General features: G+C 31.6%; 9 protein-coding genes (1 of these 9 running past the window's edge). All 9 read left to right on the forward strand.

The features are described from left to right. The first annotated feature begins 322 nt into the window (after nt 1-322). Complete coding sequence (locus CELLY_RS01455; protein ID WP_013619877.1) at nt 323-2,650, forward strand: chondroitinase-B domain-containing protein; 2,328 nt, start codon at nt 323-325, stop codon at nt 2,648-2,650. A 3-nt stretch (nt 2,651-2,653) separates the two neighbouring features. Next, nucleotides 2,654-4,918 (forward strand): alginate lyase family protein, encoded by a 2,265-nt coding sequence (locus CELLY_RS01460; RefSeq protein WP_013619878.1) that lies wholly within the window; start codon nt 2,654-2,656, stop codon nt 4,916-4,918. Nucleotides 4,919-5,266: 348 nt separating this feature from the next. Further along, the gene (locus CELLY_RS01465) at nt 5,267-8,368 is read left to right on the forward strand and encodes a SusC/RagA family TonB-linked outer membrane protein (protein WP_013619879.1); all 3,102 of its coding nucleotides are present in this window, start codon (nt 5,267-5,269) and stop codon (nt 8,366-8,368) included. A gap of 25 nt (nt 8,369-8,393) precedes the next feature. Then, nucleotides 8,394-9,839 carry a RagB/SusD family nutrient uptake outer membrane protein gene (locus tag CELLY_RS01470; RefSeq protein ID WP_013619880.1) on the forward strand — a complete coding sequence of 482 codons (1,446 nt, stop codon included), beginning with the start codon at nt 8,394-8,396 and terminating at the stop codon, nt 9,837-9,839. A 25-nt stretch (nt 9,840-9,864) separates the two neighbouring features. Then, a complete protein-coding gene (locus CELLY_RS01475; protein ID WP_013619881.1) occupies nt 9,865-10,839 on the forward strand; it encodes a PKD domain-containing protein in 975 nt (324 codons plus the stop codon). 10 nt (nt 10,840-10,849) lie between these two features. Further along, nucleotides 10,850-11,752 (forward strand): polysaccharide lyase family 7 protein, encoded by a 903-nt coding sequence (locus tag CELLY_RS01480; RefSeq protein ID WP_013619882.1) that lies wholly within the window; start codon nt 10,850-10,852, stop codon nt 11,750-11,752. A gap of 190 nt (nt 11,753-11,942) precedes the next feature. Further along, nucleotides 11,943-12,647 carry a FadR/GntR family transcriptional regulator gene (locus CELLY_RS01485; protein WP_013619883.1) on the forward strand — a complete coding sequence of 235 codons (705 nt, stop codon included), beginning with the start codon at nt 11,943-11,945 and terminating at the stop codon, nt 12,645-12,647. 144 nt (nt 12,648-12,791) lie between these two features. Continuing rightward, nucleotides 12,792-14,420 carry an MFS transporter gene (locus CELLY_RS17195; protein ID WP_013619884.1) on the forward strand — a complete coding sequence of 543 codons (1,629 nt, stop codon included), beginning with the start codon at nt 12,792-12,794 and terminating at the stop codon, nt 14,418-14,420. Between the two features lie 42 nt (nt 14,421-14,462). Then, on the forward strand, nt 14,463-14,888 hold the 5' portion of the coding sequence (locus CELLY_RS01495) for an SDR family NAD(P)-dependent oxidoreductase (RefSeq protein ID WP_013619885.1). It continues 339 nt past the right edge of the window; 426 of the gene's 765 nt are visible here — the first part of the coding sequence; it begins with the start codon at nt 14,463-14,465; its stop codon lies off the right edge, out of view.

The following is a 14,888-nucleotide window of genomic DNA, read 5'->3' on the forward strand; positions in this document are numbered from 1 at the left end:
CTTAAATTGTAACATTGTATTTATATAAGGTCAATTATAAAAGTTATAAAACAATATTTTATAACTTAAAACTGATATTCTGTTATAGAGTTAAAATTCTTCATTTTTAGGTATTCTATAAATTACTAGCGTACAATCCTCTAGCACGCCAGTATTAACAATGCAATAATAAAAAAATAACACCTTAATAACCCATTAGCAACTACGTATTTTTTTATTTATTTTTTTACACTATTAGTAATTTAACAGTCAATAAATTACATTTTTAATTTATAATATATATATTTGGTAAACCAATCTGGTTAACCAATTTTATATTTTTATGCAAAAACATACATTATACTTAGCTTTTATACTACTTTTTAGTATTACTTCATGCACACAAAAAAAGAATACCGTAGCTACTTTACAACAATTTAACACTGCAGTAAAAAATGCACAACCTGGAGATGTAATTACACTGGCTAATGGCGTATGGAACAATACCGAATTACTTTTTGCTGCAAAAGGCACAGCAGAAAAGCCAATAACTTTAACTGTAGAAGAAAAAGGTAAGGTAACTTTAGAAGGGCAAAGTAACTTACGTATTGCAGGTGAACACTTAATTATTAATGGTTTGGTATTTAAAAATGGTTATACTCCCACTAATGAAGTTATCTCTTTTAAACAAAATGCTAAAACTCTTGCAAATAACACTAGACTAACAGAATGTGTTATAGATAATTTTAGTAACCCAGAACGTCACGAACCAGATACTTGGGTTGCTATATACGGTAAAAATAACCGAATTGACCACAACCATTTAACTGGTAAAAAAAATAGAGGTGTTACTATGACGGTTAGGTTAAATTCTAAAGAAAGTCAAGACAACAATCATAAAATAGATCACAACTATTTTGGACCTAGACAAAACTTAGGCTCTAACGGTGGTGAGACTTTACGTATTGGAACTAGCCATTTTTCTAGAACAAACTCTAATACTATTGTAGAAAATAATTATTTTGATAGGTGTAACGGAGAACATGAAATAATCTCTAACAAATCATGTCAAAACACATACAAAAACAATGTTTTTTATGAGTGTACAGGTACATTAACTATGCGCCACGGTAACAGAACTATGGTAGATGGCAACATATTTATTGGCAACAATAAACCTAGCACAGGTGGTATTAGGATTATTAATGGTGAGCAAACTGTTATAAATAATTATGGTATTGGATTAACTGGTTACCGTTTTAGAGGTGCTTTTGTTATTATGAACGGAATTTACAATTCTCCTATTAATAGGTATGACCAAGTTAAAGATGCTGTTGTAAAAAATAACACTTTTGTTAATAGTAACCACATTCAGTTATGTGCAGGTAGTGATGAAGAACGTAGTGCTCCTCCTGTAAACTCTGTTATGGAAAATAATATTTTTTATAATGAGAGTAAAGATTCAATTTTTACGGTTTATGATGATATTAATGGTATTACATTTACAAATAACATTATTAGTAAAAACATAAAACCAATTACTGATACTGGATTTGTAAGTAAAGATATTGAGTGGGTAAAAAATACAGACGGATTGCTAGTTCCTGCTAACTCTAACTTAAGAGCTGGTGCTAAATTACCAGGTGAAATTCTTAAAAAAGAAGATACAGGTGTTAACTGGTACTCTAAAAAAAATACTGCTGTTGCCTTTGGTACTGGTAAAAAAATTACAGTAGAACCAGGTTTAAATACTTTGTTTGAAGCTGTAAATAATTCTTCAGCCGGAGACGTAGTAGAGCTTACTGCTGGCGAAACTTATACTTTATCAAAAACTATAGCTATAAATCATCCTATTACTATCCTTTCTAATTCAGATAAAAAACCTACTATTTTATTTGAAAAGAAAACCTTATTTGAAATTAACAATGGAGGCAGCTTAAAATTAACTGGAATTAATTTTGATGGTGAAAGCGCCCCAGACAGAACAGGAAATTCTGTAATTACTACTAGTAAATACTCAATGAACAAAAATTACAAATTGTTTATAGATAATTGTGACTTTGTAAACTTAGATGTTAACCATTCTTTTGATGCTGTAATGGTGTACAAAAACACATTTGCAGACACAATTAGTATTAAAAATTCAAAATTTAATACTATTAGTGGTAACGTTTTGGCTTTAGATAAAGAAACTGAAGATATTGGTATCTATAATGCAGAATATGTAATCTTAAAAAATAATAGTTTTAACAATGTAAATGGTGCTGTTTTAAGTTTACACAGAGGTGGTAAGGATGAAAGTACTTTTGGTCCGTTTTTAGAATTAGACCATAACACTTTTGACGCTATTGGTTACGGTAAAAGAAATAAATACAATGCTGCAATTAACTTATATGGTGTGCAAGTAAATACTATTACCAACAATATATTTAACAACACAAAATCGTTAAAAATGCATTTAGTTGTTGGTGAGCCAATAGTAGATATTTTAAACAATAATTTTTACAAATCTGATGGTTTAGAAGTTACTGGTGATCAAAAATACAATGTTAAAAACCTATGGACATTAGATCCTAAATTTAAAGAAGGTACTTATACATTATCTAAAAATTCTGACCTTTTAAATAAAGGTACAGATGGCAAAAATTTAGGATTAATTAGTAATAACTAGATAATGATTGTAAAAAAATATATATGCTTTATTTTAATATGTTTTCTTTTTGCTTGCAAAAAAGATAATAAAGCTGCCATTAAAAATAATGTAGAACAAAATACTGCAAGCCACCCTAGTTTAATACTTACCCAAAAAGGCGTAAAAAATATTAAAGCACAGTTAGGAACAATTCCTTTGTTTGATAAAACTTTAGAAGATGTTAAACAAGATGTAGATGCAGAGATTAGTAAAGGTATTGCTGTTCCTATTCCTAAAGATTTTTCTGGAGGTTATACGCATGAACAGCACAAAAAAAACTTTCTAATACTACAAAAAGCTGGTGTGCTTTATCAAATTTTAGATGATGAAAAATATGCTGTATATGTAAGAGATATGTTTTTAGAGTACGCAAAATTATACCCTACTCTTCCTTTACACCCACAAGAAAGATCTTATGCAAGAGGAAAACTTTTTTGGCAGTGTTTAAATGATTCTAACTGGTTGGTATATGCTAGCCAAGCATACGATTGTATCTATAATTGGTTATCAAAAGAAGAAAGAGAACATTTAGAAAATGATTTATTTATTCCGTTTGCCAATTTTATATCAGAAAAAAATCCACAGTTTTTTAATAGAGTACACAACCATAGTACCTGGGGTAATGTTGCTGTAGGAATGATTGCTCTTGTAATGGATAATGATGAGCTATTACAAAAAGCTCTATACGGACTAAAAACAGATTCTATTGCGGCTAATTTAAAAGATGATGATGGTGGATTTATAAAAAATAAAGATCAGAAAGTTGGTTTTTTAGCAAACTTAGATGAACCATTTTCTCCTGACGGATATTATACTGAAGGTCCTTATTACCAAAGGTATGCTATGTACCCATTTTTAATTTTTGCACAAGCACTAGAAAATAAAAAACCTGAACTTAAAATTTTTGAGCATAAAAATGCAGTACTAACAAAAGCTGTAGAAGCATTAATTAACCTAACTGATAAAGACGGAGAGTTTTACACAATTAATGATGCACAAAAAGGAATGTCTTACTACTCCAGAGAATTAGTAACAGCTGTAGATATTGCTTACCATTACGGAGGCAATAACCCAGAACTATTAAGTATTGCAAAAAAACAAAATAAAGTAAATTTAGACGATACAGGTTTAGCAGTAGCATTGGGTTTAAAAAACAATCTAGATAAACCTTTTAGAAAAAAATCTATTACTTTAACAGATGGTCCAAATGGCAACCAAGGTGGCATAAGTATATTACGCAATAATAATTTAGAGGTTATTTTTAAATATACAGCACAAGGTCTTAGTCACGGTCATTATGACAAGTTATCTTTTTTTATGTACAATAATGGTACAGAGGTTATACAAGATTATGGCTTGGCAAGGTTTGTTAATATAGAACAAAAAGGTGGCGGTAACTACTTAAAAGAAAATACTACTTGGGCAAAACAAACAATAGCGCATAATACCGTTATACAAAATGAAACTTCTCATTTTAATGGCAAGTATAGTATAGGTAGCAAAAACCACTCTAACCAATACTTATTTAATATTTCTGAAAAAATTAAAGTGGTTAGCGCTAAAGAAAATAACGCATACCCTGGCACAGAGTTACACAGGACTATGGCTATAGTGACAGACTCTTCTTTTATTAAACAACCATTTGTTTTAGATATTTTTAATGTTATTGGTACATCAACAAACAAATACGATTTGCCTTTCTATTACAAGGGGCAAATAATGCAAACAAATTTTAAGTATACACAACAAGCTACATTAAAAACATTAGGAGACAAAAATGGCTATCAACATTTATTTGTAGAGGCTTTAGCAGACGCACCAAATAGTAACTTAAAATTTAATTGGATGCACAATAATGTATTTTACACATTAACTTCTGCTACACAAGCAACAGACAAAATTATTTTTGCCAGAATTGGTGCTAACGATCCAGAATATAATTTAAGAAGAGATCCTACTTTAATCATTAGAAAAACTAATACTAAAAACGCATTATACGTAAATGCCATAGAAGCACATGGTAGCTACAGTCCTGTATCAGAGTTCTCTGTAAATGCTTACAGTAGTATTGCTAAAATAGAAACCCTTTTAAATACTAAAGACTATACAGCTATACGCATTACAAACAATAATAAACAGTCTAAACTATTTATTTTTTCTAATACAAACCCAGACAAAACTACAGCACATTCAATTACAATTAATGATAATGAATTTAACTGGGTAGGTTCATACACTTATAACTAACTTAATTTTATCTATATGAAAAAAAATGAAATGTCTTTTATCCTAATACAGAGAGTTTTACAAAAAAACTTATTAATGTGTATTTAATTTTTTTTTAACAAAATTTTTACATATATTCGAAAAGTATAAACTGGTTAACCAGTTTGGTTAACCAAATTTAAATAGAGCACAAAAAAAGGATAGGTGCACGCCTATCCTTTTACAAATACTTCTTTGGAGGGAAGTAATAAATATGTAGTATAAAAACATATTCTTTACAAAAGTAATGATTATTTGCTTTTAGCCTAGAGAAATGGTTTTTAAGTTACTACAGAACACTATTAACTCAATTAAACTAAACAATTAATTATGAACTTAAAAACAAAGCTAATTTTGGTTATGACACTATTTTGTAGTGCTATAACTATAGCTCAAGAAAGCTTTCCTATAAAAGGTACGGTAGTCTCTTCTGCAGACAACTTACCTATTTTAGGAGTAAACATTATCATTAAAAATACTGCTACAGGCACAACTACAGATTTTGATGGCAACTATGAAATTAAAGCTAAAAAAGGTGATGTTCTTCAATTTTCTTTTATTGGATTTATTACTAAAAGTATTACTGTAGCAGACCAAACTACCATTAATGTTACTTTAGATGAAGATGCTAGTAAGTTAGATGAAGTTGTGGTTATTGGTTATGGTACACAAAAAAAATCTCACCTAACAGGTTCTATTTCTAAAGTAGTAAACGAAGATTTAGGACAAATTGCTGTTTCTAGGGTAGATGATGCCTTAGTAGGTCAAGTATCTGGTGTTAACATACAAGCTACAGAAGGTGAAGCTGGTTCTGATCCTACAATTAGAATTAGAGGAACAGGTTCTATTACAGGTAACTCTGGACCACTAGTTGTTGTAGATGGTGTTGTGGTTCCTAATGACTATTTGGGTTCTTTAGATATGAATGACGTTGAATCTTTTGAAATTTTAAAAGATGCAGCTTCTGGTGCTATTTATGGTTCTAGAGGTGGTAATGGTATTATACAAATTACTACAAAATCTGGTAAATCGGGTGAAACTAGGTTTAGCTACTCTACATTAACTGGTGTTAAAACAGCAAGACAGAGTGATGCTTACTACTCTACAGTAGCAGAAACTGCCGCTGCAGAATTACAGTTTACACATACACTTTCAGACCGTACAAGATACAAACAGTTAATTGGCGTAGATACCAACTGGCAAGAAATTATTTTTGATGGTGGTATTATTACAAACCACTCTTTAGGTATTAGAGGTGGTAATGATAAATTAAGATTTAGTACAAACCTAAACTACAACCATGATGAAGGGGTTTTACTTACTGATGATTTTAAAAAATACAGTGTAAAAGTTAGATTAGATTATGATGTTACAGATAACTTAACAATTGGTCTTAGTGCTACTCCTTCTTACACAGAACGTAGACGTTTTGATGGTAGTACACATGATATTTTAAGACAACCTTCATGGCTACCAGTTTACCATGATGAAAACACTATACAATTTGTAAACAGAGTGCAAGATGGTGGTAAATGGGCAGACGTACAAGTTGGCGATTATGCTTTACAATACCATTTTGATGGGTATGATTTAGATGCTGGTGCTCCTGCAGACAGTGGAGGTACAAGTATTAGTAACACTTCTAACACTAACCCTGCTGCAAAAGTACTAGAAAGAGACCGTAGAGATTTTAGAAGTAAAATTCTTGGTAGCTTTTATGCTAAATACAAAATTAATGACGATTTAAGCTTTAAAACTACACTTTCTGGTGATTACCAAAGATACAGACAACAAAGATGGCAAGGTGTAGAGGCTAACAGAAACGGAGCAAGTGCTGCTCAGTTAGATAGTACAAATACCAGAACACAACACTTAGCTTTAGATAATGTATTATCATACAACAAAACTTTTGATAAGCATGATCTTGGCATAGTATTAGGTGCATCTGGTGAACAATATAAAACAGAATTTGAAACTATTAGCTCACAAGGTTATACAGATGATAGTTCTCGTTACATTAACAGAGATGACATTACTAATGAATATGAAGAAGAGTACGAAAGTACATTACTATCATTCTTTACAAGAGTAAATTATGCGTATTCAGACAAATACTTAGCTTCTTTTAGTTTTAGAAGAGATGGTGCTTCTGTATTTGGTCCAAACAATAAATATGGTAACTTCTTTGCAGGTTCTTTAGGTTGGAACATCTCTAGAGAAAACTTCTTAAAAAATAGTGATGTAGTTAATAACCTTAAATTTAGAGTTAGTTATGGTGTAACTGGTAACAACTCTTTTAGAACCGGTAATAACTTAATTAACAACTACCCTTACCTATCTTTAATAGACAATTCTATTGCCTCTGGTGTTACAGGTGGTGTGGTTACAAATGCTGCTAACCCTTTAAATATATCTAATCCAGATTTAAAATGGGAAAGACAAGTAGAGTTTAACCCTGGGGTAGACTTTGGTTTCTTTGGTAATATTTTATCTGGTTCTGTAGATTACTATAAAAGAACTAGTGACCAACTACTACTAAATAACCCAATTGCCTCTACAACTGGTTTTACTAATGCTCTTGTAAATATTGGAGAGGTAGAAAACTCTGGTGTAGAAGTTGAACTAAGAACTAGAAACGTTGCTGGTCCTAAATTTAAATGGACAACAACTTTTATTACATCTACCAATAAAAATGAATTAACAGATTTTGCTGACTCTAACGGACAAATACAAAATGTAGATTCTAAAAGAGCTTCAGAGTGGATAAATTTAGAAGGTAACCCTATCTCATCTTTTTACGGGTGGGTTGTAGAAAGAGACATTCCTTTAGAATTTTTAAACAATCCTTTTCACCCAGTAGGCGGTGAAGCACAAGATGTTTATGTGAAAGATTTAAATGGTGATGGCATTATTGATGATGATGATAAAACTATATTAGGAAATCCTTACCCAGAATTTGTGTGGAGTGTATCTAACGACTTTAAAATAGGCAATTTTGATTTTAGTTTTATGTTTCAAGGTAGCCACGGAGCAGAAATTAGAAATATGGGAGACCAATACATATTTAACCACTTTAACAGTTCTCAAGATTTTGTAACTGGTCCTACAGGAGATTATGTATTAACTACTCCTAATCAAGAATTTATTAAACAAAAAATATTTACTAATGACATTATTCAAGATGCTTCATACATAGCATTACGTAATATTAACCTTGGGTATAACTTTAGTAAAGATGTTGCATCTCAATTAAAAATTAGAAGCGCAAGAATTTATGTATCTGCACAAAACATAATGTACCTAACAGCAGATGACTATACTGGTTTTAACCCAGAGTCTATTAATACTACATCTGCAACCACTTATGGTTACCAAAGAGCTGGTTCTCCAGTATTCAGTACAATCTCAGCAGGTTTAAACATAGAATTTTAAACTACTAATTTAAAAATATATAATCATGAAAAAACTTAAATTTTTAACATTAATAGTCATTACAATTTTCTCTGTATCTTGTGAAGATTCATTTTTATCACCAGAACTAAAAACTGGTACAAGCGGAGATGCTTTTTATTCTAACGATGAAGAATTAGAAGCTGCAATAATTAATATTTACGACGGTTTGCAAGGTGTAAATGCATCCAAGCTTACAAACTCTAACTTAAACCACGCAACACAAGTAGAGTTTTACGTTACAGAAATGCGTAGTGATAATACAAGAACAAAAAGTCAAGAAGGAGAAGCTGCACAGTTTGAAAGTTTTGCTATAGAAGCTACTAACGGTATTGTAGCTGATTATTACAGAAGTTTTTACGATGTAATTTTTAGAGCAAATGTTGTTTTAGATAACATTGGTTCTGCATCAGAAGCTACTGCTGGTAAAATTGAAGGTGAGGCTAAGTTTTTAAGAGCTTACGCATACTTTAATTTGGTTCGTTTATATGGCGATGTTCCTTTAGTTACTAACGTTATTGCACCATTAGATACAGAAACAGCTTTTACAAGAGTTAACTCTGCAGAAATTTACAATGTAATTGTTGCAGACTTACAAACTGCTGTAGATAATTTAGATGATACTTATAAAGACAGAGCTTCTAAAGCTGCTGCACAAGGCTTACTAGCCAAAGTATATTTATCTCTACCAACTCCTAACTATGCACAAGCGCAATTGCTTTGCGAGGAAGTTATGAACCCTGCAAGAGGTTATAGTTTATTAACCAATTACAGTGATATCTTCTTCTCTGAACTTAATAACGAAGTTATTTTTGCTATTGGTTATGAACAAGGAGACAATAATAACAGTCAAAATTTTTCTGCAGAATGGTTAAACTCTGTTGGCAGAACTAGTGGCGTAAACTACGCTACTACAGATGTTGTTGCTGCGTTAGAAGAAATGGGCGGAGACAGAACTCAATATACATACAGAGTAGACCCTTTTCAGCCTACAGAAAACCAAGCAATTAAATATTTGCCAAACGGAGAAAGCGGTGGAGACAACGGAAGAACTTTTAGTTCTGATGCACAAGCTGCTGGTAATGATTGGATTGTCTTAAGATACGCAGATGTTGTTTTACTTCATGTAGAAGCCATTTTAGGCGGTGGTGAATCTACCTCTAACTCAAATGCACTTACATCATTTAACTCTATTAGAAATAGAGCTGGCTTACCTGATGATGAAGACGGTGTTATTACAAAAGAAGAATTGCTAAATGAAAGACGTGTAGAACTTGCGTTTGAGAACAAACGTTTGTTTGATTTAATTAGAATGGGAGAAGCTGTAAATGTTTTATCAGAATTTGCTACAGAAAATGGATATAGTTTTTCTTCTACAGACTTGTTATTACCTATTCCACAAAGAGAAATAGGCTTAAGTAAAGGTGTATTAACACAAAACCCTGGTTACTAAAAAACTATAGTTTAAACATATAATTATGAAAAATAATAGAAATACTAATAAATTAAAAAGCTCTGCAGGACTATTAACTGCAGTCTTTTTACTAATCATATCTTTTTCTTCTTGTGATTTAGAGTATGATATTGCAGACACAGCTTCAATTGAAGATTTAACTCCTCCGACAGCATTTTTTGCTGCAAGTCAAAACACTGGTTCAGATGATGCCTGGAAAACATATACATTTAGTAATCAATCTAACAGTGCTACACAATACAACTGGGAGTTTGTACATAATTCAGGAGAAGTAGTTACGTCTACAGAAGTAGAACCAGAACACACTTTTCCTGGAGAAGGCGATTTTGTTGTAACATTAACAGCCTCAGATAACCTAGGAGTAGAAAGTGTTTATACAGAAACAATTACAGTTGTAGAACCAGAAGTTCCAACAGTCATCACACCTGTAATTTCAGAATGGGCTTTTGAAGATGGTACAGAAGAAGGCGGTGATACTCTTGGATGTGTATTTATACAAGCAGACGGAACCCCTAAAGATCCAAAAAACGACGGTACTAACTGTTGGCGAATTTTAGGAGCAACTGTACACCAAACAAGTTCAGATGGTGCTTATGCAGTTCCTTTTGATAGCTCATCAGGAAAAACTCAAGGAGCAAAATATCCTGCTACAGGAGAAGGTAATGATAGAGCATCTTACCAAGCTTTAACAGTTACGCCTAATGCAAAATATGTTGTAACATTTCATTACGCACTTAAAAACGATGGAGATAAAGTAAGAGTTGGTATACTTAACGGATGGATGGATAATGCTAGTGAACTAGAAGCTACTGGTTTTATTGCTGAAGCTGATGGAGATGTTGCTCTAGGAAAAAATAATTTTACAGAAGTAACTTTTGAGTTTGAAGCAAACGCTACTGGTGAAATTGCTATTTGGATAGATAATGTTAGTACAGGTGATACTTACGTAGATAATATTAGTATTGTACCAGCTCCATAATATTAAAAAAATGAAGAATTTCCGTAAAGAAATAATAACTATACTATCAATTGTATTTCTTACTACTACCGCTGCTTGTCAAACCGCAAAAAGCAGCGTAGTAGAAACGGATACTAAAATTACTAAAAAGAAAAAAAGAAAAAAGAAAAAATACAAGTTGCCAGAAATAGATTTAAGTCACTGGAAAGTTACTTTACCTATTGGTAAGCCTACAGAAATAGAGCCTCCAGAAATAATTAATTATGCCACAAACAAAACACTAATGCCATTTATGTATAATGACTCTGTTTCTGGTGCGCTTGTTTTTTATGCCTACCCTAGCAACGCTACTACTGCAAACACTAAGTACTCTAGAACAGAACTTAGAGAACAAATGCAACCAGGCAGTAATAACGTTAATTGGACATTTAAACAAGGTAGAGAGTTAAAAGGTAAGCTTGCTGTAGAAGATATTTCTAAAGATAGTAATGGTAAATATCACAAAACCATCATTATGCAAATACACGGCAGACTTACTAACCAACAAAAAGAATTAATTGGTCAAAAAGATAATAATGCTCCTCCAATGCTAAAAATTTATTGGCAGAATGGAAAAATTAGAGTAAAAACAAAAAAATTAAAGAGTTTAAGTTTAACCAATACTGAAATTTTACACGAAACTGCTTGGACTGACGATGAAGGACACACGTTTGATGAAGAAGTTGGTTTTAAAAAATTCACACTAGAAGTTAAAGTATCTGAAGGAAAAATGATTGTTTCTTTAAATAACAATGAATTTAAAGTATATGAAAACATACATATGGAAAAATGGGGTGTTTTTGAAAACTATTTTAAAGCTGGTAATTATTTTCAGTCAAGAGACAAAAACTCTTATGCAAAAGTTAAATATTATGAATTAAATATTACAGAATAAGTTTTAGTTAAGTTACGTGTAATACGTAGAGTTAGTTCTAGTTTTTGTTATCACCAGTGCTTTATAGTTCTGGTGTTAACAAACACTAAAAATCAATAGCAGCTAATAAAACTTAACTATTTTTGATCTTAAATAAACATTTAATATTTAATGCTAGTTTAAGACCATTTAAAAGTTAATAATTTTTATTATGAAGTTAGAAGCACAACCAACAAATGATAGCAAACAAATACAGAACTCTATAATTAGTAATATTAGAGATCTTATTAATTTAAAAAATTTGGAGCCAGGAGACAAATTACCTTCTGAGCGTATGCTGTCTGAGAAATTTGAAGTTAGCAGAAGTAATGTAAGAGACGCAATTCAAAAATTAGAATTCTATGGTCTACTAAAATCAATTCCGCAGAGCGGAACTTTTGTCGCTAATATTGGTGTTATTGCTTTAAACGGAATGATAGATGACATACTAAGGTTAGAAAGTCAAGACTTTAAATCTTTAGTTGAAACAAGAATTTTACTAGAATTAAAAACTGTTCGTTTGGCTTCTTTAAGAAGAACTGAAGAAGATTTAAAAAATATAAAAGCAGCTTTAGTTGCTTACGAATCTAAAGCATTAAGTGGTGAAGATGCAGTACAAGAAGATTTACTATTTCATTTAGCTATTGCAAAAGCTTGTGGTAATAGTACTATTAACACTTTTATGTTAACCATAACACCACAAATAATTATAGATTTTGAAAAATATCACGTCTGTGATAAAGATCAAACAGTTAAAGGAATTAAAGAGCATACAGAAATTTATGAAGCTATAAAAAAACAAGATCCAATATTAGGTAAACAAAAAATGAAGGAACACTTCAATGCATTATATCAATATTGCTATAACATAAAATAACACTATTAAAAAGATACATATTGCACGTAATATCTTTTTAAAGAATAAAATTAAGGAGGGAAGTTAAATAATTAGATGACTAGTAATTAATAGTCCTAAAAATCTAATTAAAATACTCTATACACTCCTTTTATATATAAAAATATGAAGGTAAAAGGATTAAGATGGTGGGTAGTAGGACTTGTTGCTTTAGCAGCAGTAGTTAATTACATAGACAGACAAGCTTTTGGAGCTCTATGGCCAGATATTGCCCAAGATTTATTTCCAGAAATGGATAAAGATGGTCATAAAGTTATATTCGGAACCATATCAACAGTATTTATTATATCATACGCCAGTGGACAAGCTCTATTTGGTAAAATTTTTGATTGGATAGGTACAAGAATGGGGTTTGCCATATCTATTGGAGTTTGGTCTATAGCAACTATGTTTCATGCTTTGGCCCAAGGAATGCTTAGTTTTTCTATTTTTAGATCAATTTTAGGCGTAGCAGAGGCTGGTAATTGGCCTGGCGCAGCAAAGGCAAATGCTGAATGGTTTCCTACAAAAGAAAGAGCACTTGCTCAAGGAGTCTTTAATTCAGGAGCCGCAATTGGTGGTATAGTAGCATATCCTGTTATCGGATTATTATCAACATTTTTAGACTGGAAATTAATATTTATAGTTGTTGGTGCTCTTGGTTTATTATGGCTATTACCTTGGCTTTATATTGTAAAATCTGCTCCAAAAACACATCCTTGGTTATCAGAAGATGAAAGAAAATATATACTCTCTGGACAAAAAAATCAAGATATTGATGAAGATGGAAATTATGATGATGGATATGTACCTGATACAGGAAAACTGCTTAAACATAAAGAAAGCTGGGGCGTAATAATTGCTTCTGCTGCTTTAGATCCTATTTGGTGGCTTTTTATAGTTTGGATTCCTATATACCTATCTGAGGTATTTGGAATGAATGTAAAAGAAATAGCTTTCTCTGCTTGGGTTCCTTATGTAGGAGCAATGATTGGTGCATGGTATGGAGGTTTACTAGCCCAAAAGAAACTTAATTTTGGATGGACTGTAGACAAAACTCGTAAATATGTTATTACGCTGGGATGTATAGTAATGATTCCATGTTTTATTCTACTAAAATACCCTGGTGCGCCTCAAGTTTTAGGAGTTTTTGGAGTTGAGGAATCTGCAGCTTTAACAATGGCTGATCCACAAGTTAAAAAGATAATGGATAATGATGCATTCAAGGATTTAAAATCCGATAAACATTTTATTGAAGAAATTGCTGGAAATAGTACTTATGAAATTAAATCTAATCCTAGATTTAAGAAAGCATATCAATCTGCTGTTTGGGAAACACCTAAAGCCGAAGCAACAAAAGAAGAACGTTTATTACCAAAATATGGACCACCGTCAGATTCTGGAATTGCTGCTCTTGCCTCTCTATCAAAAATTAATAATGCCAGAAATACTGCAGCTTTAATTGCAGTTGTAATTATGGCTATATTATTATTTGGATTTCAAATTGCAATTGGAAACATACAAACATTACCAAGTGACCTTTTTAGTGGAAAAATAGTAGGCACATTATCTGGATTTGCAGGTATGGCTGCTAAACTTTGTGCAGCCGGACTTACGTTACTAGTTACTTTTATAACTGCAGGTGGTAATTATATACCAGCATTTATCATAGGTGGTGCATTAGCAATAATAGCTCTTTTAGCAGTATGGATATTATGCCCAAAAATAGAACCTCTAAAACCAAAAAATAATTAAAAATTAAACATAACAGGATAAATAAAAATAAAACACATAAAAATGAGCAAAAACAAAGGAAAAGTAGCAATAGTTACAGGTGCCACAGGTGGTATAGGTTTTGAAGTAGCAAAAAGATTAGGAACTGATGGCTACACAGTTATTTTAAATGGAATTGATGACAACGCTGGTGCTAAAAGGGTTGCAGAACTTTCTAAAGAAGGTATAACAGCAGAATATATAGGTTTTGATGTCACAAAAGAAGAACTAGTAACAGAAAATATTGTAAAAATTGGTGAAAAATACGGAAGAATAGACGTGCTTGTGAACAATGCAGGTGGTTTAGGTGGCAGATCTAGATTTGAGGAAATGACAACTGAATTTTACAGGTTTGTTATGGCATTAAATTTAGATTCAGTATTCTTTGCTTCTAGAGCAGCTATACCATACTTAAAAAAAGGAGAACATCCTTCAATAATTAATTACACT

Origin of the sequence: Cellulophaga lytica DSM 7489, from assembly GCF_000190595.1 — a bacterium.
Taxonomy (GTDB): domain Bacteria; phylum Bacteroidota; class Bacteroidia; order Flavobacteriales; family Flavobacteriaceae; genus Cellulophaga; species Cellulophaga lytica.